The 21,564-nt window shown below is 62.3% G+C and carries 18 protein-coding genes; 2 read left to right on the top strand and 16 right to left on the bottom strand.

Annotated features, from left to right (window positions below):
* Positions 1–305: 305 nt before the first annotated feature.
* The 10 genes from gcvT to QOS90_RS11940 form a co-directional block, all read right to left on the bottom strand.
* Complete coding sequence (gene gcvT, locus QOS90_RS11985) at positions 306–1,430, bottom strand: glycine cleavage system aminomethyltransferase GcvT (RefSeq protein ID WP_027595636.1); 1,125 nt, start codon at positions 1,428–1,430, stop codon at positions 306–308.
* Positions 1,431–1,454: 24 nt separating this feature from the next.
* Entirely contained in the window at positions 1,455–2,831 is a 1,377-nt protein-coding gene (locus QOS90_RS11980; protein WP_085272667.1) for an L-serine ammonia-lyase, read from the bottom strand.
* A 138-nt stretch (positions 2,832–2,969) separates the two neighbouring features.
* Positions 2,970–5,825, bottom strand: a complete 2,856-nt coding sequence (gene gcvP / locus QOS90_RS11975) for an aminomethyl-transferring glycine dehydrogenase (protein ID WP_085272668.1) — start codon at positions 5,823–5,825, stop codon at positions 2,970–2,972.
* 11 nt (positions 5,826–5,836) lie between these two features.
* Positions 5,837–6,220, bottom strand: coding sequence for a glycine cleavage system protein GcvH (gene gcvH / locus QOS90_RS11970; protein WP_085272669.1), 384 nt, complete (start codon positions 6,218–6,220; stop codon positions 5,837–5,839).
* A 295-nt stretch (positions 6,221–6,515) separates the two neighbouring features.
* Complete coding sequence (locus tag QOS90_RS11965) at positions 6,516–7,709, bottom strand: multidrug effflux MFS transporter (RefSeq protein WP_027595640.1); 1,194 nt, start codon at positions 7,707–7,709, stop codon at positions 6,516–6,518.
* 48 nt (positions 7,710–7,757) lie between these two features.
* Entirely contained in the window at positions 7,758–8,357 is a 600-nt protein-coding gene (locus tag QOS90_RS11960; protein WP_027595641.1) for a thermostable hemolysin, read from the bottom strand.
* A gap of 10 nt (positions 8,358–8,367) precedes the next feature.
* Positions 8,368–9,849 carry an AMP-binding protein gene (locus QOS90_RS11955; RefSeq protein ID WP_085272670.1) on the bottom strand — a complete coding sequence of 494 codons (1,482 nt, stop codon included), beginning with the start codon at positions 9,847–9,849 and terminating at the stop codon, positions 8,368–8,370.
* Positions 9,846–10,778, bottom strand: coding sequence for a TauD/TfdA family dioxygenase (locus QOS90_RS11950; RefSeq protein ID WP_085272671.1), 933 nt, complete (start codon positions 10,776–10,778; stop codon positions 9,846–9,848). Before QOS90_RS11950 ends, QOS90_RS11955 begins: the two co-directional genes overlap by 4 nt.
* A 127-nt stretch (positions 10,779–10,905) precedes the next feature.
* Entirely contained in the window at positions 10,906–11,844 is a 939-nt protein-coding gene (locus QOS90_RS11945) for a LysR family transcriptional regulator (RefSeq protein WP_027595644.1), read from the bottom strand.
* A gap of 25 nt (positions 11,845–11,869) precedes the next feature.
* Complete coding sequence (locus tag QOS90_RS11940) at positions 11,870–12,376, bottom strand: MarR family winged helix-turn-helix transcriptional regulator (RefSeq protein ID WP_027595645.1); 507 nt, start codon at positions 12,374–12,376, stop codon at positions 11,870–11,872.
* 122 nt (positions 12,377–12,498) lie between these two features.
* On the opposite strand from QOS90_RS11940, the gene QOS90_RS11935 reads away from it, so the two are divergent.
* Positions 12,499–13,311, top strand: coding sequence for an alpha/beta fold hydrolase (locus tag QOS90_RS11935; protein WP_085272672.1), 813 nt, complete (start codon positions 12,499–12,501; stop codon positions 13,309–13,311).
* Entirely contained in the window at positions 13,304–14,473 is a 1,170-nt protein-coding gene (locus QOS90_RS11930; protein ID WP_085272673.1) for an MFS transporter, read from the top strand. The genes QOS90_RS11935 and QOS90_RS11930 overlap by 8 nt, the downstream gene beginning before the upstream one ends.
* On the opposite strand, the gene gcsR is transcribed toward QOS90_RS11930, so the two are convergent.
* The 6 genes from gcsR to arcD form a co-directional block, all read right to left on the bottom strand.
* Entirely contained in the window at positions 14,468–15,976 is a 1,509-nt protein-coding gene (gcsR, locus tag QOS90_RS11925; protein WP_027595647.1) for a transcriptional regulator GcsR, read from the bottom strand. The two genes, QOS90_RS11930 and gcsR, sit on opposite strands and share 6 nt — an antisense overlap.
* Positions 15,977–16,125: 149 nt before the next feature.
* Positions 16,126–16,494, bottom strand: a complete 369-nt coding sequence (locus QOS90_RS11920) for a DUF5064 family protein (protein ID WP_085272674.1) — start codon at positions 16,492–16,494, stop codon at positions 16,126–16,128.
* A 56-nt stretch (positions 16,495–16,550) separates the two neighbouring features.
* Positions 16,551–17,480, bottom strand: coding sequence for a carbamate kinase (gene arcC, locus QOS90_RS11915; RefSeq protein WP_085272675.1), 930 nt, complete (start codon positions 17,478–17,480; stop codon positions 16,551–16,553).
* Between the two features lie 176 nt (positions 17,481–17,656).
* Positions 17,657–18,667, bottom strand: coding sequence for an ornithine carbamoyltransferase (locus tag QOS90_RS11910; RefSeq protein ID WP_027595650.1), 1,011 nt, complete (start codon positions 18,665–18,667; stop codon positions 17,657–17,659).
* Between the two features lie 69 nt (positions 18,668–18,736).
* Positions 18,737–19,990 (bottom strand): arginine deiminase, encoded by a 1,254-nt coding sequence (gene arcA, locus QOS90_RS11905; protein WP_085272676.1) that lies wholly within the window; start codon positions 19,988–19,990, stop codon positions 18,737–18,739.
* Between the two features lie 32 nt (positions 19,991–20,022).
* Positions 20,023–21,450: an arginine-ornithine antiporter gene (gene arcD / locus QOS90_RS11900; RefSeq protein ID WP_027595652.1), complete on the bottom strand. Its 1,428-nt coding sequence runs from the start codon at positions 21,448–21,450 to the stop codon at positions 20,023–20,025.
* Positions 21,451–21,564: the final 114 nt, after the last annotated feature.

The following is a 21,564-nucleotide window of genomic DNA, read 5'->3' as shown; positions in this document are numbered from 1 at the left end:
TATTGAATGAAAGCTTACTGGGCTGGGTTGCTGGAAAGTAAGAGACGTCGAACGGGTTGTAGCAGATTGCGGCTACTGGCCCAGGTCACGAACTGTTGCGACCCATGCAAACACAGTGCAGTGACTCTACGCCAACTCCTGCGCGAAAAACAAGCCCTTGCTCGTCAGGAAAACAGGGCTTTTGCCGATAGCCGAACAATTTGTCGCAAACGGCATGGCGCCTGGGCTGGCGCCATGTTCGTTCGTTATTGAACAGGTTCGAAATCGAATAGGGCGAGCCTGTTCACCGACCTCATGTTCTGCATTCAGCCACGGTAGTAACGTTGCGGCACGAAAGGCATTTTGCTGACTTTCAAGGCAACCTTCTTGCCCCGTACCAATGCAAACAGTGGGGTGTCTAGCGCGCCATGTTCGATATCGACATAACCCATTGCAACCGGTGCGCCAAGTGTTGGGCCAAAGCCACCACTGCAGACTTTGCCCACTGGGTTATCGGATGCATCGACAATCTCTGCGCCTTCTCGTACCGGTGTACGTTCTTGCGGCAGCAAGCCGACACGCTTTTGTTTTACACCGTGCTGCTGCTGGCCAAAGATGATGTCAGCACCGGGGAAGCCGCCAGCGCGTTGACCGTCGGCGCGGCGCACTTTCGAGATGGCCCACAGCAGGCTGGCCTGAATCGGCGTGGTCTCGGTGTTCATGTCGTGGCCATACAGGCACAGGCCGGCTTCCAGGCGCAGCGAGTCGCGCGCACCCAGGCCGATGGGTTGCACTTCGGGCTCGGCCAGCAGGCGGCGGGCCAGGGCGTCGGCGGCGTTGGCCGGCACCGAAATTTCGTAACCGTCTTCACCGGTGTAACCTGAGCGGCTGACGTAGCAGTCTTCGCCGAGCAGGGTGACCGGGCGGAACTGCATGAAGGTCATGCCAGCCACTTCCGGGGCCAGGCGTTGCAGCACCTTGACCGCCGCCGGGCCTTGCAGGGCCAGCAGCGCGCGGGCCTCGAACAGTGGCTGAATCTCGCAGCGGCTGCCGATGTGTTTTTGCAGGTGTGCCAGGTCCTGGTCCTTGCAGGCGGCGTTCACCACCAGGAACAGCACGTCATCGCCCAGGTTGGCGACCATCAGGTCGTCGAGGATGCCGCCTTGCTCGTTGGTGAACATGGCATAGCGCTGCATGCCCACTGGCAGGTCGATGATGTCCACGGGCACCAGGCTTTCCAGCGCCTTGGCAGCGTCGCTGCCGCGCAGGATGATCTGGCCCATGTGCGAGACGTCGAACAGGCCTGCCTGCTCGCGGGTGTGCAGGTGCTCCTTGAGCACGCCCAGCGGGTACTGCACCGGCATGTCATAGCCGGCAAACGGCACCATGCGCGCGCCCAGCTCGAGGTGCAGGGCGTGCAGCGGGGTCTTGAGCAGTGTTTCGGACATCAGTGACTCCTTGGTGTTGTTATTGGGTCAACACTCGATGATGTTGACGGCCAGACCGCCGCGGGCGGTCTCCTTGTATTTGCTTTTCATGTCGGCGCCGGTCTGGCGCATGGTGCGGATGACCTTGTCGAGCGAGACGAAGTGCTGCCCGTCACCGCGCAAGGCCATGCGCACGGCGTTGATCGCCTTCACCGAGCCCATGGCGTTGCGCTCGATGCAGGGCACCTGAACCAACCCACCAATCGGGTCGCAGGTCAGGCCCAGGTTGTGTTCCATGCCGATCTCGGCGGCGTTCTCGACCTGTTGCACGGTACCGCCCATGACTTCGCACAGGGCTCCGGCGGCCATCGAGCAGGCCACGCCCACTTCGCCCTGGCAGCCAACCTCGGCGCCGGAGATGGAGGCATTTTCTTTGTAGAGAATGCCGATGGCCGCCGCCGTGAGCAGAAAGCGCACCACGCCGTCTTCGCTGGCACCTGGTACAAAGCGCATGTAGTAGTGCAAGACCGCTGGGACGATGCCCGCGGCGCCATTGGTGGGTGCGGTGACCACGCGGCCGCCGTAGGCGTTCTCTTCGTTTACCGCCAGCGCGTAGAGGTTGACCCAGTCGAGCACCGACAGCGCATCGCGCAGGCTGGCTTCCGGGTGTTGGCTGAGCTGTCGGTACAACGCCGGTGCCCGGCGCTTGACCTTGAGCCCACCCGGCAAAATGCCTTCATGGCGGTAACCGGCCTCGACGCAATCCTGCATCACTTGCCAGATACGCAGCAGGCCGGCACGGGTCTCGGCCTCCGGGCGCCAGGCCGCCTCGTTGGCCAGCATGACCTGGCTGATCGACAGGTGTTGCGCGGTGCAGTGCCCGAGCAGCGCCTTGGCGGACTTGAATGGGTAGGGGAGCGGCGTGCTGTCCTCGACGATACGGTCGTGGCCAGCAGCGTCCTCGTCGACCACGAAACCGCCGCCTACCGAGTAGTACTCGCGGCTGCGGATCTGCAGGCCGGCGTGGTCGAAGGCGCGGAAGATCATGCCGTTGGGGTGGTAGGCCAGTGGCTTGCGGATCATTGCCAGGTGCTGCTTTTCGACGAACGCGATGTCGTGTTCGCCGAGCAGGCGCAGGTGGCCGCTGTCGCGGATGGCCTGCAGGCGGGCGGGGATGGCTTCGGTATCGACGGTATCGGGGTGCTCGCCTTCCAGGCCGAGTAACACCGCCTTGTCGCTGCCGTGGCCTTTACCCGTGGCGCCGAGCGAGCCATACAGCTCGGCCTTGACGCTGACCGTGCTGGCCAGCAGGCCGTCGCGGCGCAGGCCTTCGGCAAAACGTGCGGCGGCGCGCATCGGGCCGACCGTGTGGGAGCTGGAGGGGCCGATGCCGATCTTGAACAGGTCGAAGACGCTCAGTGACATGCTGCTTCCTCCAGGTAAGGCTTGAAGGCGACACTGGACCCTGTGGGAGCGGGTTTACCCGCGAATGCGTCAGTGAGTCCACAATTGCATTCGCGGGTGAACCCGCTCCCACAAGTCAGGCGGTGGGCCGATGAGCTATCAGGCGTCCTGGTAGCTCTCGATCGACGGGCAGGCGCAGACCAGGTTACGGTCGCCGAACACGTTGTCGACCCGGCCGACAGGTGGCCAGTACTTGCTTTCCTCCAGGCTCGGCAGCGGGTACACCGCCTGTTCACGGCTGTAGCCGTGGGCCCATTCGCCAACCAGCTCCGCTGCGGTGTGCGGGGCGTTTTTCAGTGGGTTGTCGTCCTTGTCCAGGCTGCCGTTCTCGACGGCGCGAATTTCTTCGCGGATCTGGATCATCGCGTCGCAGAAGCGGTCCAGCTCTTCCTTGGACTCGCTTTCAGTCGGCTCGATCATCAGCGTGCCGGCCACCGGGAAAGACATGGTCGGGGCGTGGAAACCGAAGTCGATCAGGCGCTTGGCCACGTCGTCGACGCTGATACCGCTGGTGTCCTTCAGCGGGCGCAGGTCGAGGATGCACTCGTGGGCAACCAGGCCATTACCACCGGTGTACAGAACAGGATAGTGCTCTTCCAGGCGGCGGGCGATGTAATTGGCGTTGAGGATGGCCATTTGCGACGCGCGCTTGAGGCCGGCACCGCCCATCATGCGGATGTACATCCAGGTAATCGGCAGGATGCTGGCGCTGCCGAACGGTGCGGCACACACCGCGCCCTGCGGGTTCTCCAGCTGCGCGTGGCCGGGCAGGAACGGCGCCAGGTGCGACTTGACGCCGATCGGGCCGACGCCCGGGCCGCCGCCACCGTGCGGAATGCAGAAGGTCTTGTGCAGGTTCAGGTGCGAAACGTCGCCGCCGAACTTGCCAGGGGCACACAGGCCGACCATGGCGTTCATGTTGGCGCCGTCGATGTAAACCTGGCCGCCGTTGTCGTGGATGATCGCGCAGATTTCGCCGATCGCTTCTTCGAACACACCGTGGGTCGACGGGTAGGTGATCATGATGGCGGCCAGGCGCTCGCGGTGTTCGATAGCCTTGGCGCGCAGGTCCTCGACATCGACGTTGCCACGGGCGTCACAGGCGGTGACCACCACACGCATGCCCGCCATGTTCGCGGTCGCAGGGTTGGTGCCATGGGCCGAAGACGGGATCAGGCAAATGTCGCGGTGGCCTTCGCCGCGGCTGCGGTGGTAGGCGCGGATGGCCAGCAGGCCGGCGTACTCGCCCTGGGAACCGGCGTTGGGTTGCAGCGACACCGCGTCGTAACCGGTGGCGGCGCACAGCATGGCTTCCAGCTCGGTGGTCATCTGCAGGTAACCCTGGCTTTGTTCAGCCGGGGCGAACGGGTGAAGGTTGCCGAATTCGGCCCAGGTGACCGGGATCATTTCACTGGCAGCGTTGAGCTTCATGGTGCACGAACCCAGCGGGATCATGCTGCGGTCCAGCGCTAGGTCCTTGTCGGCCAGGCGACGCAGGTAACGCATCAGCTCGGTTTCGCTGTGGTAGCGGTTGAACACCGGGTGTTCGAGGATCGCCGACTGGCGCAGCAGGTTGGCCGGCAGCAGCGAGCCCGTGCTGGCCGCGAGGGCGGCGAAGTCCGGTTGCGGTTGGTCGCCGGCCAGCAGTTGCCAGAGCGCTTCGACATCCGCCTGGGCGGTGGTCTCGTCGAGCGACAGGCCGACGTGGCCAGCGTCGACCTGGCGCAGGTTGATGCGCTGGTCACGGGCTTTGGCATGCAGGCTGGCGGTGGCTTCGCCGGTGGCCAGCGTCAGGGTATCGAAGGCGCTGTCGCCGACGACCTGGACGCCCATGGCCTTGAGGCCGGCGGCGAGGATGGCGGTCAGTGCATGGGTGCGTTGGGCGATGCCCTTGAGGCCGGCTGGGCCGTGGTACACGGCGAACATGCTGGCGATGTTGGCCAGCAGCACCTGGGCGGTGCAGATGTTGCTGGTGGCCTTCTCGCGGCGGATGTGCTGTTCGCGGGTTTGCATGGCCAGGCGCAGGGCGGTCTTGCCGAAGCGGTCGATCGACACGCCGACCAGGCGGCCCGGCATGTCGCGCTTGAAGGCATCGCGGGTGGCGAAGTAAGCCGCGTGCGGGCCGCCAAAGCCCAGTGGCACGCCAAAGCGTTGGGCGCTGCCGATGGCCACGTCAGCGTCGAACTCGCCTGGCGGGGTCAGCAGGGTCAGGGCCAGCAGGTCGGCAGCCACGGCCACCAGGGCGTTGGCCGCGTGGAAGCGCTGAACCAGGTCGCGGTAGTCGAACACGTCACCGTTGCTGGCCGGGTATTGCAACAGTGCGCCGAAGAAAGCGCTGACATCGGTCAGTTCACGTTCGTCGCCAACCACCACGTCGATGCCCAGCGGCTCGGCACGGGTGCGCAGCACGTCGAGGGTTTGCGGGTGGCAGTGGCTGGAGGCGAAGAAGGCATGGCTGGCCTTGTTCTTCGACAGGCGCTTGCAGAAGGTCATGGCTTCGGCGGCAGCGGTGGCTTCGTCGAGCAACGAGGCGTTGGCGATCGGCAGGCCGGTCAGGTCGCTGATCAGGGTCTGGAAGTTCAACAGCGCTTCCAGGCGCCCCTGGGAAATTTCCGGCTGGTAAGGGGTGTAGGCGGTGTACCAGGCCGGGTTTTCCAGCAGGTTGCGCAGGATCGGTGCCGGGGTGTGGGTGTTGTAGTAACCCTGGCCGATATAGCTCTTGAACAGCTGGTTGTTGCCGGCGATGGCTTTCAGCGAGGCGAGTGCGTCGGCTTCGCTCTGGCCGTCTTCAGCGCCGAGCACGCTGGTGCCCTTGATGCTGTCGGGGATGACCGCGGCGGTCATGGCGTCCAGGGAATCGAACCCCAGGGTGGCGAGCATGGCCTGTTCGTCAGCGGCGCGTGGGCCGATGTGGCGGGCGATGAATTCGTTGGCGGTGCCGAGGTTGATGGTCATGGTGCGGTTCCTCAGGCGTCGTCGTTGGCTTTGAGCAGGCGGTCGTAGGCGTCCTGGTCGAGCAGGGCGGTCACTTCGCTCATGTCGGCCGGGTTGAAGCGGAAGAACCAGCCTTCACCCATCGGGTCTTCGTTGACCAGTTCCGGGCTGCTTTCGAGCTGGCCGTTGACCTCGACCACTTCGCCGGTCAGCGGCATGTACACGCCGCTGGCGGCCTTGACCGATTCGACGGTGGACGCTTCGCTGCCTTTCTCATACTGCTGCAACTCTGGCAGTTGCACGAAGACCACATCGCCGAGGGCATTCTGGGCGTAGGCGGTGATGCCCACGGTGACGCTGCCGTCAGCTTCGACGCGCAGCCATTCGTGATCTTCAGTAAAACGCAACTCGCTCATGGGAAATCCTCGAAAAGCAGGGCGATAGGCGTGGTCAGCCACGCACTTGTTGGATTTCCTGTAGCAAAAATGTGGCCAATAAAATAAAACGCTTATAAATCAATGGCTTGATCTATTATTGAAGTGCTCGTGGAAACGAGGCCGGAATGAAATCGATACAGAAGGTCCACGGCCCAAATCGCCAGTCGTGGCAAACCCTTATAGATACAGATCGGTGTGGGTGTGTATTGATTCCATTACGATGTATTGAAATCAATACACACACGTCATCTAAGCCTAGCGGTCGGCACCTGGCTCAGGCTGGCGACGCTTGGCGCTGTTGCAGGCGCACCGTCAGCATCCCCGACAGCGAGATCAGCCAGAGCACCAGGAACACGCCCGCGATCGCCAGGTTGGACGCCAACGGCAGCGCACTGACGATGCCCGACGCCAGCGACCCGAACACCAGCATCAGGCAGCCTTGCAGGCTTGCCGCTACGCCTGCGCGGTCGGGGAACAGGGACATGGAGCGGGCCATGGCGTTGGAAAAGATAAAGCCCTGGCCGAACGCGACAAGCATGATGCCACCCAGGATGCTGACCAGGTTCAGCCCAGCCGGCATGGCGGCGATGCTCAACACGCCGAGCAGGAACAGCAGCATGCCCGTCCACATCAACGTGGCCGCCTGGACCCTGCGGATCAACGCGCGATTGACCAGCGTCCCGACCAGATAGCAACTGCCCACCGCCAGTGCCGTGGTGCCGAAGTACTGTGCGTCATGGCCCAGCCGTTCCTGGACGATATGCGGGCCAATCACGTTCCACAGCAGAAACGCCGAGAAACTTGCCCCCAGCACGATGACCGAAGAACGAAAGCGCCCATCAGCCAGGATGCACCGGTAGCCCACCATCGTTTGCATGGCACTGCGACGGGCAGTGGCGGGCAGCGATTCCTTGAGCCCAGCCAGGACGAACGCCATCACGATCACGGCGTAGACCGCATACAGGACGAAATTGTAGCGCCACCCCAGGTAGACCTCGATCATGCCGCCCACATAGGGTGCGATGACGGGCCCGAGGCCGAACGCCAGGCTCAGGTAGATGATCGCCACATAGAAGCGCGGGCCCTTGACGATATCGACCAGCAAGGCACGGGCAACCACTTGGCAGGCACCGATCGCAAAACCTTGCAGTGCGCGGGCCACCAACAGCATTTCGATGGAGGTCGAGAAGGTGGCCAGCAGGCTGCCGCTGAGGAACAGCGCCAGGCCCAGGATCACCGCCGGCCTGCGCCCGCGCGCATCGGTCATGATGCCGAAAAATAGCTGGCCGATGGCATAGAACAGCAAGGTGATGGTGATGGTGTTTTGCATGAGCGACGGGCTGGCGCCCAGCTCATGCCCGATTGACGGCATGCTCGGCGCATACAGGTCGATGGCGATCCCCCCGACGCTGTTGATCAGGGGCGCAAGGAACACGATGAAATTCTCGTAACGCTTGTTTGCGTTCATGGTTACCTCCAGTGCTCCGGGCACGGCCATGCCCGGAGCCAGATGTGGTCAGGCGGATGCCTGGCAGGTGAAATGCGGCTGGCTCAGCGCCAGGGCGGGGGCATTGCCCCAGGTACTCGGTGCAGACAGGCGCGAAGCCACCACCCGTGGTCCGTGTTCGTAGTAGTTGCCCCAGTTGACGCCAGGGTCCTTGAGCCTGCTGCGGTCGGCACCGCCCAGGTCCTCAAGGGTGTCCACCAGGGGGATCAGCAGCTGGCGCACCTGCTCGGTCGCGGTCAGCACCACCAAGCCGAAATTTCGCAGGGCCAGTGTCTTGATCACGTTGTTGAGCAAGTACTTCCCGGCCCCACTGCCGCTATGGAACGAGGCGAATGCGCCCACTTCGGCAATGCGAGCCCGATCGATGTGGTAGCGCTCATCCAGGCTTTGATCCAGGTAGTACTCGCTGAACAGCTTGCCGGAATCGCCGTAGCTGATCCCCGCACAGGCGTAACCTGGGGCCCCACCGTTGGCGCCGGTCAGGCAGACGAACAGATCGGGCTGTGGCTCTGGCGTCGCGCCATAGTGCTTGAGGTAGTGGGCACGTACCGCTTCCTGCAGGCATCGGTAGCCAGGTCGGCCTTTGTAGAAATTACGCACGATGTACATGGTGGCTTCCTCAGGCGTACATCTGGTCGATGAACCGCGCTTCGATCTCGGCCCTGCGTGGCCGCCCCGTGACGGTGTAGAACTGATCACGGAAGGAGGCGATGTCAGCGATGACGCGAATCTGCCTGACCCTGGCAAAGTCGGCGAGCCGGTGCTCCAGGCGCGCCATTTCCTGGCGGACCGAGTCAGCGCAGGCGCTGCTCAAGACGATGGCGCAGGGCTCGTCCTTGCCTTCGCCCATGACGATCATGTCGTCTACCAGGGCGCTCTCTTTGTAGACGTTCTCGACCCACTCAGGCGAGATGTTGCGTGCGGTAGACAGGATGATCACGTGCTTCTTGCGGCCGGTGATATACAGATAACCGTCGCGAAATTCGGCGATATCGCCGGTATGCAGATACCCATCGGACAGGTCGCAGGCAGTATCGTCGGCGTTGTAGTAACCGGCGCAGAGGGTCGGCGTGCGGACCAGCAATTCACCGTCGACCAGCTTGGGTTCGATGCCATCGAGCAGTGTGCCTGCCGAGCCGATACGCCGTTGCGCCGGTGAGTTGAGCGAAATGATCGAAGAGTTCTCGCTCAGGCCATAGGCTTCGAACACCTGCACGCCGTGCGCTTCCAAGGCTTCCAAAACCGTTACCGGAATCTTCGCGCCGCCGGTGATGATGTGCGGGCATTGTGGCCCGAACAGTTCCTCGACCGAGCAGTGCTCGAGCAGCAGGTTGGCCTCTTCCAGCAGCTTGGGCGGCAGGTACAGGAAGTTCGGCTGGTTGGGTGCTATCAGTTGCAGGTACTGCCGTGCGTTGCCGCTGGCTGCGCCGTATTCGGTCATGCCTTCGGGCATGAGGGTCAAGGTGCCGCCGGACAGAATCGGGATGAACACCCCCAGCACCTGCTCGATCAGCAAACTCATGGGGACAATCGAGAAGTAGTGCAGCGGCTGTTGTGGCAGGCGCTTCATCACGTTATCGACCAGCAACCCGACGGCCTCGTCGCGGATCATCACCCCTTTGGGTTTGGAGGTGGTGCCGGACGTGTGGATGATCGAAACAATCCCGTCCGGGATGAGCTCGTCCTCCTGGCGCCATTCATCACCAATGGTCTCGTGCATGAGTTGCGTGGGGATGAAGCACGCCTTGTCCGGCAAAATAGCGTGCAGGCGGCCGGCGGTTTGCTCATCGCTGACGAACACTGCCGCCGCCTTGCCCAGCAGGCTGCCGATCTGGTCGTCGGAGAACTCGATGGGCACCGGTAGCAACACACCGCCTACTTTCTGGATCGCCAACAAGGTGTACACCCACTCGTAGCAAGAGCGCATGGCGATGCCGAACACTTTGCGTTCGCAGCGGCCAACCCGCCCCTCGAGGGCACTGGCCAGTCGCATCACGTCACGGCGCAATTCGTGCAACGTGTAGGCGCGACCGTTCATTTCCTTGATCACTACGCGGTCGGGGGTGGCGGCCAGGTAGTCCTGCATTTTTTGGCTGATCATTGGCCGATACCTCCAATGCGGTAGCTTTGCGCGCCGAAGATGCGCCGTGAGGGGTCATCCAGGCGTCGGCGACCGTGCATCACCCGGGTGTTGTCGATTACCACCAGGTCGCCCTTCTGCCAGAAGTGGCTATAGGTATTGCGGGCGGTGACTTCTTTGATTTCGTCCCAGATATCCAGGGCGATATCCTCGCCATCGGCCCAGGTAATAAGCGGCGGTTCATAATTGACGCTGGGGCCGAGCATTGAATTGCAGAACGCTTGCTTGCCGCTGAAGCAACTGGTTTCAACCGCGGAAATAACCAGTTCGGACGCAATCAGGTTCTGATCAATGCGACGGTAAGTTTGGCCACTGACGAGTTGATTGACGTGGTGCAAATGCTCGTCGGTAATGTCATCGATGGGCAGTTGCAGTTCAATGCTCAGAAAACGTTTTACATTGTTCCAAGGGATGCGCCGGCTGTAACGAATCTCACGGTTCTCAAAACACTTTCGGGTTGTCGAAGACAAGTCGAACAGTACGCGTTGGCCGTCGCACAAGGTCGTCTCAGAGCCCACGGCTGCAGGCTCCAGGCAGTAGAACCACTGCAGGTCGGGGTTGAATGGCAAGTTACCGTTCTCACGGTGAAGCCCCATTTCATTCACCCCGGCCTCGATTTCTGCCGTGTTGGACGTGGCGGCTTTGCGGGCCGGGTCGAATGTCACGCGGGCGGAATGCGCACTGACGAAGTCGTTGAAGTCCGGCAGCGTATCGGCAAAGTCGCGGTAGATAATTGCGCCACTGTGGGCGAGGTCTTCATACAGTGTTGCACTGTTGATTGAATCGCCTACCCGCAGGTCGCGGTCGACGGCATAGATACATTCAAAACCGTAGCACGGCGTCGGTTGTCGATAGAACGGAAACACCGTGGGTTGTACGTGCGCCAGCATGACTTATTCCTCCGTGAACTGTGGGTCAGGTAGAACACCGCTACCCGATGACCTCACAGTAAGTGAAAAGAACAAGCTGCTGGTTTTAAGAAATTTAAACGCGATGGGAAAATTTAATAAAGCCGGGTCATCGTTCCGTCAACAGCGTTTGCGCCACCGCTTCGACCAGTGTGCGCAGGCTGGAAATATCCTTGCTGTCGCTGCGGTCGCGCGACCAGATCATGTCGAGGGTGAAACTGGGGAACCCCAGTGGCGGTTTGCACACCTTAAGCCCAGGCGCGATGCGCAGGTGCGGCAACAGGCGTGCGGGCAGTGCCACCGTGGCGGGCACGGCGGCCACGATATTCACGCAGGCCTGATAGCCGTTGGCGCGCACCAGCACGTTGCGTGATCGGCCAACCTTGTCCAGCCAGCTGTCGACCATGTTCTTTTCCGATATCCACGGTGTGGGGAACACATGGGGCGACGCACAGAACTCGTCCAGGCTCATGGCCTCTTCACTGGCGAGCATGCCTTGGCTGGTTACGCACACGAAATCATCGCTGAGCACGGGTTGCCACTGCAGCTCGGGGTGCATCTGGTGATAGCCGGGGCCAAAGCCGATGGCAATGTCGATGTCGCCTGAAATCAGCCGGTCCACCGGCAGGTCACGGCTCAAGCGTTCGAGGTGCAGCGAGGTATTGCCGTGGGTACGTGACAGTACCGCCAGCGCCTGCGGCAAGAAGGACAGTTCGAAATACTCGGGCGCGCAGATGCGCCAGATCTTGCGCTGTGCTTGTGGCGAGACGCTGCTGTCGTCCTCGGCACAGCGGTTGACTGACTCGACCACCACGCGCAGGTACGGGGCAATCTTTTCCGCTTTGGTGGTGGGTTTCAGCACCCCTTGCGACGACGAGAACAAGGTGTCGTCGAAGCACCCGCGCAGGCGCTTCAGGCAATAACTGACGGTGGGCTGGCTGACATTCATCAATTCGGCAGTCCGCTTGGCGCTGCGCAGTTCGAGCAGGTTGATGAACACCACGATGTCCTGCAGATCCAATTGCTTCAGGTAATTGCTGTGAAGCATGAAAATTCCTCCTGAATTTTCCAGTTCATTGCCTGGGCGCACCCTCACCTGGCAGATGAGCGAGCATTTGCTTCAACAGCTGAGCGAAGTGTGCTCGCTGCTCGGCGCTCAGGGGGGCCAGTACCAGCTCCTGGATCTCAGTATGGGTAAGGACGGCCTTATCAATCAATGCCTTGCCCTGTGCTGTGAGGGCCACCTGGGAGCTGCGCTTGTCATGATTGTCGGCAATGCGCTCGACCATGCCGGCGCTTTCCAGTCTCGCCAAGCGGTTGGTCATCGCGCCGGACGTTATCAGCAACGAGCGATACAGCTCGGTGGGCGTCAGGCGGTAGGGCGCCCCCGCACGGCGCAAGGTTGCCAGGACGTCGAATTCGCCCTCCTTGAAACCATACTGCGCCAGGGCTTCTGCACGCATGCGCTCCAGGTGCTTGCTGATACGCGCCATTCGGCCAAAGATTTCCATGGAGGAAACATCCACGGAAGGCATCGCCTGCGCCCACTGCGCGACGACGAAATCGACATGATCGTTCATTGCTGCACTCATCGTTCAACCTGGAAATGTGTAACCAGCGCACCTTCTGAACCCCCGCACCTTTTAACAATCTTAACGTTAAGCTATCTTGGCGCGGTGAAGCTCAAGGATCAGGAGGCAGCATGGCTTTTTTCATACATGGACAGCATCGTCACTATTATCATGACACCGGCTCCGGTAGCCCTGTACTCCTGCTGCACGGGTTGGGCAACAGCGGCAGGGCGTGGATGCCGCAGCTCAGCGCGCTGCTTGGCCTCGGGCACCGTGTCATCGTACCCGACCTGCTAGGGCACGGTGCATCCAGTGATGCACCCGAAGGCATCACCGCGCACGCCCAAGCCTTGGAGATGCTGGCGCTGCTGGACCACCTTGGGCTCGACAGCATCCAGCTGATCGGCTTGTCCCTGGGGGGCATGGTGGCCCTTGAGATGGCCTGCCATGCACCTCACGCTGTAGAGAAACTGATCGTTGCCGGCACCTTCGCCAGCATGAGCACGGCGCATCGCCGAGGGCTGCTCAGCGAGTGGGCGGCCGCCTTGGACAAGCAGGATGGTTGCCTCAAGCGCTTCAAATCGAGCTGGCCTGCCTTGGTGGGTGCGGACTTCGCCGCCTCGCCCGATGGTCAGCGGCTTTACCAGGCGTGGCACGCCCAGGCGGCGCAGCTGCGGGCGCACAACCAGGTCCGCTGGTGCGAGGGCATGAAGCAGTACGACCTGACTGGCGATTTGCCACGCATTCAGGCTGCCACACTGGTGCTCGCCGCAGAATTTGACCCGATCAGCCCCAGCGCCGAGGCCGAAACCCTCTGCAGCAACATCGGTCACGCTCGCCTGGCCACCCTCGCTGGCGAGGGGCACGTATTCAACGTACCGCTGGCACAGGCATTCAACCAGGTAACCGGTGCGTTTCTGCAGGAGCCCCTCCATCATGTCTGATACTCCCAACAAAGCCTGCGTCGGGTTGCTGGCGATACTGATCGGCTTGAACCTGCGCCCGGTCATGGCTGCCATCGGCCCGCTGCTGCAGTTGCTGCAGCACGACCTGGGGCTGAGCAATACCCAAGCCGGCCTGCTGACAACCTTGCCGGTGATGATGATGGGCCTGTTCGCGTTGTCCGGCCCCTGGCTGCTGCGTCTGGTCGGCGAGACCACGGGCGTGGCGACAGGCATCGTGCTGATTGCGCTGAGCTGCGCTGCACGCGCCTACGTCAGCACTGCCGAAGCGCTCATCGCCACGGCGGCACTGGGCGGTATCGGCATTGCGATCATTCAGGCGCTGATGCCAGCGTTCCTCAAAGGCAGCCATCCGCAAAGTGCCGGCATGCTGATGGGGTTGTTTACCACCGGCATCATGGCGGGCGCCGCGTTGGCCGCCGCCACGGCAGCACCCGGCGCGAGCCTGTTCGGCTGGCAACTGTCGTTGGGCTACGCTGCCGTCCCAGCATTGGTCGCCCTGATCGTCTGGCTGTTGCTAGCGCGTGGTACCCCTGGCGGACAGGTGGCGGCCACATTGCCCTACCGCAGCGCGCGGGCCTGGCTGCTGTTGCTGTTCTTCGGCATTGGCACAGGTGCCTACACCTTGGTGCTGGCCTGGTTGCCGCCGTTCTACATCGAGTTGGGGTGGACAGCGGCCGAGGCGGGTTACCTGTTGGGGGCACTGACCGTCACCGAAGTGCTCGCCGGGTTGCTCGTGTCATCCTTGATCCAGCGCTTTCCTGACCGCAGGCACCCCTTGGTGTTGGTCATTTTGTTGTTGATAGCAGGGTTGGCGTGCCTGATGGTCGCGCCGGTAGCGTTGGCGGCCGTGGCGACGGTATGCCTGGGCCTGGGCATTGGGGCGCTTTTCCCTCTCTCGTTGATCGTTGCCATGGACCACGCGGATTCACCATCCAAGGCCGGTGCGCTGTTGGCGTTCGTGCAAGGTGGTGGGTACCTGATCGCCGCCAGCATGCCACTGCTCGCCGGTATCGTGCGTGACCAGCTCAGCTCATTGCACTGGGCTTGGGCGGTGATGATGATCGGTGCCTTCGTGCTGTTGGGGTTGAGCACCCTGTTGCGTCCGGTCAATAACCTTCGGGCTGTTCAACAGGCCTCATGACTTTCCGGGTATACCGTACTTGCGCAGCCGCTGCGCAATGGCGGTATGCGACGTTTGCAGCCTGCCGGCCAATTGCCGTGTTGAGGGGTAACTTGCATATAAGCGCTGCAAGAGTTCTCGCTCGAAGTCGCCCACAGCCTGCTCCAGGCTCGCCACTTCGCCGTCCTGGCCGCGGGCCACCGAAGTGCCGGCGATGTCCAGGTCGCCAATGTCCACCAGGTTGCCTTCGCAGATGGCCGCAGCGCGGAAAATCACGTTCTGCAACTGCCGCACGTTGCCTGGCCATGGGTTGGCAAGCAGCGCCGAGTGGGTGGCTGGCGTAAGCCGGCAGGGTGGGCGCTGGATCTGCGTGCAGGCCTGCTGCATGAAGAAGTGCGCCAGCATCAGGATGTCCTGGCCACGGTCGCGCAGCGGAGGCACCTGCAGGTTGAGCACGTTGAGGCGGTAGAACAGGTCTTCACGGAAGGTGCCTTCGGCCACCATGCGCTCCAGGTCGCGGTGGGTGGCGCTGATGATGCGTACATCCACCTTCACCTCACGGTCGCCACCCACGCGACGGAAGCTGCCGTCGCTGAGAAAACGCAGCAGCTTGGCCTGCAGGTAGGGCGACATTTCGCCGATCTCGTCGAGAAATACCGTGCCTTGGTTGGCCAGTTCCATCAGCCCCGGTTTGCCACCGCGTTGCGCACCGGTAAAGGCGCCTGGGGCATAGCCGAACAGCTCGCTCTCGGCCAGGCTCTCGGGCAGCGCGGCGCAGTTCAGGGCAAGAAACGGCGCGGCATGGCGGCTGCTGATGGCATGGCAGGCGCGGGCCACGAGCTCTTTGCCAGTGCCGGTCTCGCCGTGTACCAGCAAGGGTGCGTCGAGGGCCGCCACGCGCAGGGCACGGGCTTTGAGGGTACGGATGGCCGGTGACTCACCGAGCAAGGCATCGAAGCCTTCGGCGTGGTCGTGGTGCAAGGCTGACAGGCGCTCGCCCATGCGCGTCGGCGGGTACAGGGTCAGCAGCCCGCCCGCGTTGGTGATAGGCGTGGCGTCGAGCAGCAGGCTCTGGCCATTGAGTTGCATCTCGCGCATGGGCAGGTGGAAGTTATTGTCTTGCAGGGCCTGAAGCAGCCCGTTGTCGCCGAACAGTTCACCCACCGAGCGCCCGGCCGACTCGCGCCCGCACAGGGCAATCAACGCCGGGTTGGCCAGCAGCACCAGGCCCGCGCTGTCCACCGCCAGCACCGGGTCGCTCATGGCCGCGAGCAGGGCGTCGAGCTGCAGGTGGCGGCGTTGGCCCGGGAGGATGTCGACCACATCCACCGACTGCACGCCCTGCACTTCGAACAAGGCGTCGTGCAACTCTTCGAGCACGGCGGGGCTGAGGGTCGGGGCGTCGATGTAGACGTTCGGCGGGACCATCTCCACGGCGTCCAGGTTGAGGTTGCGGGCACCGAGCAGGGCGAGGACTTCCTGGGTGATGCCGACGCGGTCGATGAAGCTGACGTGGATGCGCATGGGGGAGGCGGATGGTCATGGCCGGGGAGGCCAGTAGTATGCCTTGGGAGCAGTGTTAAACCCAATCGCCGGCAAGCCGGCTCCCACAAGTACCCCGCTGGACCCAAGATAGTGGAGTACCTGTGGGAGCCGGCTTGCCGGCGATTGGGTCACTCCAGATGTTCAGGCTTGATCGCGTCGCCCGACTTCACGTCCAGCTTTTCGCGAATGTCCGCGAACATGTAATCGTAGAGTTTGTGCGGTGAACTGAGGTTCTCGAACTTCTTCGGCGGGGCCAGGTAAGACTGAGCCTTGCGGGTCAGCAGCATGAGGAAGCTGGGCAGCACCTGGTCCTTGGGCAGGAAGAACTTCTCCTCCACCGTCTTGCCTTCGATACTGCCATGCATGTGGAACTGAATGCCTCTGCCTTCCTTGGGGTCCGTCGCGGCCTCGTATTCGATGTTCAGGTCATAGCTGTGGTCATTGGTGTTCAGCGCGCTGCGCTCGATGTGTACATGACCAGGGTGGTACTGGGCCATGGCAAGCTCCTTTGGAAGGTCGAAAATGGCGGGCGCTATGCGCCCGCCCACTGCATTCAACGGTAGCTGATCCCAGGCTTGGCGGTGGAAACCCGGGTGCCGGCGGTGCCTTTGACGATGTCTTCGATGTTCTCCAGCGAGCTGATCACCGCCACTTTGCCGGTGTTGCGGGCAAAGTCACTGGCCGCCTGCACCTTCGGCCCCATCGAGCCAGCGGCGAAGCCCAGGCGTTCGAGTTCGTCGGGGTGGGCCTGGGCAATGGCTTTTTGCGTAGGCTTGCCCCAGTCAATGTAGGCCGCATCGACGTCGGTGGCGATTATCAGAAGGTCGGCTTCCAATTGCTCGGCCAGCAGTGCCGAGCACAGGTCCTTGTCGATGACCGCTTCGATACCTTTGAGCTTGCGGTTTTCGTCGTACATGGTGGGGATGCCACCGCCACCGGCGCAGATCACGATGCTGCTTTTTTCCAGCAGCCACTTGATCGGGCGGATCTCGAAGATGCGCTTGGGTTTGGGGCTGGCCACCACACGGCGGTACTTGTCGCCGTCGGCCTTGACCACCCAGCCTTTTTCCTTGGCCAGGCGTTCGGCTTCTTCCTTGCTGTAGACCGGGCCGATGAATTTGGTCGGGTCTTTGAAGGCCGGGTCGTTGGCGTCCACTTCGACCTGGGTGAGCAGGGTGGCGAACGGCACTTCGAACGCCAGCAGGTTGCCCAGCTCTTGTTCGATCATGTAGCCGATCATGCCTTCGGTTTCGGCGCCGAGCACGTCCAGCGGGTAGGCTTCGTCCGGCTTGTAGGACAGCGCCTGCAGCGACAGCAAGCCCACCTGTGGGCCGTTGCCGTGGGCGATGACCAGTTCGTTGCCGGGGTGAATCTTGGCGATCTGCTCGGTGGCGGTGCGGATATTGGCGCGCTGGTTGTCAGCGGTCATGGGCTCGCCGCGACGCAGCAGGGCGTTGCCGCCCAATGCAACAACGATACGCATGGGGAATGTCCTTTATCGGAAAAGTGGGTGCTGCTCCCAAGACGGGCACCGACCCTGTGGGAGCGGGTTTACCCGCGAATGCGTCGGCAAGGCCAGTGATGTCTTCTGGGCTGACGCTTTCGCGGGTAAACCCGCTCCCACAGGGTTCAGGGTTGTTCCTCCCGTCGAGTCAGCCCTTACAGGTCAGCCAGGGTCGACACCAGGATCGCCTTGATGGTGTGCATGCGGTTTTCCGCCTGCTCGAAGGCGATGCAGGCCGGCGACTCGAACACGTCATCGGTCACTTCGATACCGTTGGCCAGGTCTGGGTACTGTTCGGCGATCTGCTTGCCCACCTTGGTGTCCGAGTTGTGGAAGGCCGGCAGGCAGTGCATGAACTTGGTCCGTGGGTTGCCGGTGGCCTTCATCAGCTCGGCATTCACCTGGTAAGGCTTGAGCTGCTTGATGCGCTCGCCCCAGGCTTCGATCGGCTCGCCCATCGATACCCAGACGTCGGTGTGCACGAAGTCCACGCCCTTGACCGCCGCTTTCGGGTCTTCGGTGAGGGTGATGCGTGCGCCGCTTTCTTCCGCGTATTTCTTGCAGCGATCGACCAGGTCGTCGTGTGGCCACAGCGCCTTGGGCGCGGCGATGCGTACGTCCATGCCGAGCTTGGCGCCGATCAGCAGCAGCGAGTTGCCCATGTTGTTGCGGGCATCGCCCAGGTAGGCGTAGCTGATGTCGTGCAGCGGCTTGTCGCTGTGCTCACGCATGGTCAGCACGTCGGCAATCATCTGGGTCGGGTGGTATTCATCGGTGAGGCCGTTGAACACGGGCACGCCAGCGAACTTGGCCAGTTCTTCGACGATCTCCTGCTTGAAGCCGCGGTACTCGATGGCATCGTACATGCGCCCGAGCACGCGGGCGGTGTCCTTCATGCTTTCTTTGTGGCCGATTTGCGAGGAGTTGGGGTCGATGTAGGTGACGTTGGCGCCCTGGTCATAGGCGGCGACTTCGAAGGCGCAGCGGGTGCGGGTCGAGGTCTTCTCGAAGATCAGGGCGATGTTGTTGCCCTTCAGGTGCTGCTGCTCGGTACCGGTGTACTTGGCGCGCTTGAGGTCGCGGGACAAGTCCAGCAGGTAGCGCAGCTCGCGCGTGGTGTGATGTTCGAGGCTGAGCAGGTTGCGGTTGTGAATATTGAACGCCATGACAGTTTCTCCTTGAGTTTGGCAAACATCCCGGCCGCCGCTTCGTGGGCGCGGCCGGGCGTATGGTCGTTAGTAGTCGATTGGGTCGCGCACGATTGGGCAGGTCATGCAGTGGCCGCCGCCACGGCCCCGGCCCAGTTCGCCGGCGCTGATGGTGATGACCTCGATACCGGCCTTGCGCAGCAGGGTGTTGGTGTAGGTGTTGCGGTCGTAGCCGATGACCACGCCCGGCTCGATGGCCACCACGTTGTTGCCGTCATCCCACTGTTCGCGCTCGGCGGTAAAGCTGTTGCCGCCGGTTTCGACCACGCGCAGCTTGACCCCCAGTTGCTCGCCCACCACCTCGATGAACGACTTGTTAATGCGGCGCACGTCCATGCCGTAGGGCTTGCTTTCGTCCGGGCGGATGATGAACGGCACGATCTCTTTGACCACTTCCGGGAAGACCGTGACCAGGTCGCGGTCGCAGAAGCTGAACACGGTGTCCAGGTGCATGGCGGCACGGGACTTCGGCAGGCCGGCGACGATCACTTCCTTGACCGCGCCCTTGGCGAACAGGTTTTGCGCCAATTGGCCGATGGCCTGGCGCGAGGTGCGCTCGCCCATGCCGATCAACACGATGCCCTTGCCGATCGGCATCACGTCACCGCCTTCGAGGGTGGCGTTGCCGTGTTCCTTGTCCGGGTCGCCGTACCAGACCTGGAAGTCGGCACCGGTGAACTCCTTGTGGAACTTGTAGATGGCGGTGGTCAGCAGGGTTTCCTGACGACGCGCTGGCCAGTACATCGGGTTGAGCGTGACGCCGCCGTAGATCCAGCAGGTGGTGTCGCGGGTGAACTGGGTGTTGGGCAGCGGCGGCAGGATGAAGCTGGAGTGGCCCAGGTAGTCGTTGTACATCTTGACCACATCGGCGCCTTCGCTCTGCGGCAGGTCCTGGCCTGCCACACCGCCGATCAGGAACTCGGCCAGGTGGCGGGGATCAAGGCCTTCGAGCCAGCTGCGCACTTCGTTGGTGAGGCCCACGCCGACGGTGTCGGGGGTGATCTTGCGGTCGAGGATCCACTTGAGGGCGTCTTTGTTCTGCACGATGTCGGTCAGCAGGTTGTGCATTTCCAGCACATCGACGCCGCGCTCGCGCATCTTGGTGACGAAGTCGAAATGGTCGCGCTTGGCCTGGTCGACCCAGATCACATCGTCGAACAGCAGTTCATCGCAGTTGCTCGGGGTCAGGCGCTTGTGGGCCAGCCCAGGGGAGCAGACCATCACTTTGCGCAGTTTGCCGGCTTCGGAGTGGACACCGTACTTCTGTTTTTCAGCGGACATTGTTCATTCCTCCATGTGTGCGAAGACGTGGGTCAAAGGGTCAGGAAGCCGTCGTACAGGCCATAGGCAGCCACCAGGGCGCCGACGACCACGGCCGCGAAGATCAGTTTTTCCACGTTGGTAAAGATGGGTTGGCCAACCTCGCGCTTGGCCTTGGCGAACAGGATGGCCCCAGGGGCGTACAGCAGGGCCGAGAGCAGCAGGTACTTCACGCCGCCGGCGTACAGCAGCCAGATGGCGTACAGCAAGGCGACGGCGCCGATGAACAGGTCCTTCTTGCGTTCGGCCAGGGCTTGCTCGTAGGTTTCGCTGCGCAGTGCCAGCAGGAAGGCATACGCCGCCGACCACAGGTAAGGCACCAGGATCATCGAGGTGGCGAGGTAGATCAGCGACAGGTAGGTACTGCTGGAGAACAGCGTGATGACCAGGAAGATCTGCACCATGGCGTTGGTCAGCCACAGGGCGTTGGCCGGTACCTGGTTGGCGTTTTCGCGGCGCAGGAACTCCGGCATGGTGTGGTCTTTGGCGGCCGCGAACATGATCTCGGCGCACAGCAGCACCCACGACAGCAGCGCCCCCAGCAGCGAGATGATCAGGCCGACGCTGATCAGCACCGCCCCCCAGTGGCCGACCACATGTTCGAGCACGGCGGCCATCGACGGGTTCTGCAGCTTGGCCAGTTCCGGTTGGGTCATGATGCCCAGCGAAAGTACGTTGACCAGCACCAGGAACAACAGCACGGTGACAAAGCCGATGACGGTGGCCTTGCCCACGTCAGCGCGTTTTTCCGCCCGTGACGAGAAGATGCTCGCGCCCTCGATGCCGATGAACACCCAGACGGTGACCAGCATCATGTTGCGCACCTGGTTCATCACGCTGCCCAGCTCCGGAGTGCCCAGGCCCCAGATATCGGCGGTGAACACATCCAGTTTGAAGGCGAACAGGCAGATGAGGGCGAACAGCACCAGCGGCACGATCTTGGCGACCGTGGTGACCAGGTTGATGAACGCCGCTTCCTTGATCCCCCGCAGCACCAGGAAGTGCACGGCCCACAGCAGAATCGAGGCGCCAATGATCGCGGCGGGGGTGTTGCCCTCACCGAAGATCGGGAAGAAGTAGCCGAGGGTGCTGAACAGCAGCACGAAGTAACCGACGTTGCCGAGCCAGGCGCTTATCCAGTAACCCCAGGCCGACGAGAAGCCCATGTAGTCACCGAAACCGGCTTTGGCGTAGGCGTACACACCGCCGTCCAGGTCAGGTTTGCGGTTGGCCAGCGTCTGGAACACGAACGCCAGGGTCAGCATGCCGACCGCGGTGATGGCCCAGCCGATCAGCACCGCACCAACGCCCGCGCTGGCCGCCATGTTTTGCGGCAATGAGAAGATCCCGCCGCCAATCATTGAGCCCACTACCAGTGCAACTAACGCACCGAGTTTTAGTTTTCCGGATGAATCAGACATTTAACAACTCCTGCCAGGAGAAAGTTGACGACAGAGTAAATCCGACGCCTGCACCATGGGCTGACTTGGGTCAGTTCACGGGCACGTAAAGTAGGAAAAATCCTTCACGTGGCT

Origin of the sequence: Pseudomonas sp. LAIL14HWK12:I10 (assembly GCF_900184205.1) — a bacterium.
Taxonomy (GTDB): Bacteria; Pseudomonadota; Gammaproteobacteria; order Pseudomonadales; family Pseudomonadaceae; genus Aquipseudomonas; species Aquipseudomonas kermanshahensis.
The sequence above is the reverse complement of the archived record's forward strand: the minus strand, read 5'-3'. Positions and strand labels throughout refer to the sequence as shown.

Excerpts from the sequence above, each read along its gene's own strand:
- QOS90_RS11980 (WP_085272667.1), bottom strand. The coding sequence starts at position 2,831 with ATGTCACTGAGCGTCTTCGACCTGTTCAAGATCGGCATCGGCCCCTCC.
- gcvP (WP_085272668.1), bottom strand. The coding sequence starts at position 5,825 with ATGACCATCAACCTCGGCACCGCCAACGAATTCATCGCCCGCCACATC.
- gcvH (WP_085272669.1), bottom strand. The coding sequence starts at position 6,220 with ATGAGCGAGTTGCGTTTTACTGAAGATCACGAATGGCTGCGCGTCGAA.
- QOS90_RS11965 (WP_027595640.1), bottom strand. The coding sequence starts at position 7,709 with ATGAACGCAAACAAGCGTTACGAGAATTTCATCGTGTTCCTTGCGCCC.
- QOS90_RS11960 (WP_027595641.1), bottom strand. The coding sequence starts at position 8,357 with ATGTACATCGTGCGTAATTTCTACAAAGGCCGACCTGGCTACCGATGC.
- QOS90_RS11955 (WP_085272670.1), bottom strand. The coding sequence starts at position 9,849 with ATGATCAGCCAAAAAATGCAGGACTACCTGGCCGCCACCCCCGACCGC.
- QOS90_RS11950 (WP_085272671.1), bottom strand. The coding sequence starts at position 10,778 with ATGCTGGCGCACGTACAACCCACGGTGTTTCCGTTCTATCGACAACCG.
- QOS90_RS11945 (WP_027595644.1), bottom strand. The coding sequence starts at position 11,844 with ATGCTTCACAGCAATTACCTGAAGCAATTGGATCTGCAGGACATCGTG.
- QOS90_RS11940 (WP_027595645.1), bottom strand. The coding sequence starts at position 12,376 with ATGAACGATCATGTCGATTTCGTCGTCGCGCAGTGGGCGCAGGCGATG.
- QOS90_RS11935 (WP_085272672.1), top strand. The coding sequence starts at position 12,499 with ATGGCTTTTTTCATACATGGACAGCATCGTCACTATTATCATGACACC.
- QOS90_RS11930 (WP_085272673.1), top strand. The coding sequence starts at position 13,304 with ATGTCTGATACTCCCAACAAAGCCTGCGTCGGGTTGCTGGCGATACTG.
- gcsR (WP_027595647.1), bottom strand. The coding sequence starts at position 15,976 with ATGCGCATCCACGTCAGCTTCATCGACCGCGTCGGCATCACCCAGGAA.
- QOS90_RS11920 (WP_085272674.1), bottom strand. The coding sequence starts at position 16,494 with ATGGCCCAGTACCACCCTGGTCATGTACACATCGAGCGCAGCGCGCTG.
- arcC (WP_085272675.1), bottom strand. The coding sequence starts at position 17,480 with ATGCGTATCGTTGTTGCATTGGGCGGCAACGCCCTGCTGCGTCGCGGC.
- QOS90_RS11910 (WP_027595650.1), bottom strand. The coding sequence starts at position 18,667 with ATGGCGTTCAATATTCACAACCGCAACCTGCTCAGCCTCGAACATCAC.
- arcA (WP_085272676.1), bottom strand. The coding sequence starts at position 19,990 with ATGTCCGCTGAAAAACAGAAGTACGGTGTCCACTCCGAAGCCGGCAAA.
- arcD (WP_027595652.1), bottom strand. The coding sequence starts at position 21,450 with ATGTCTGATTCATCCGGAAAACTAAAACTCGGTGCGTTAGTTGCACTG.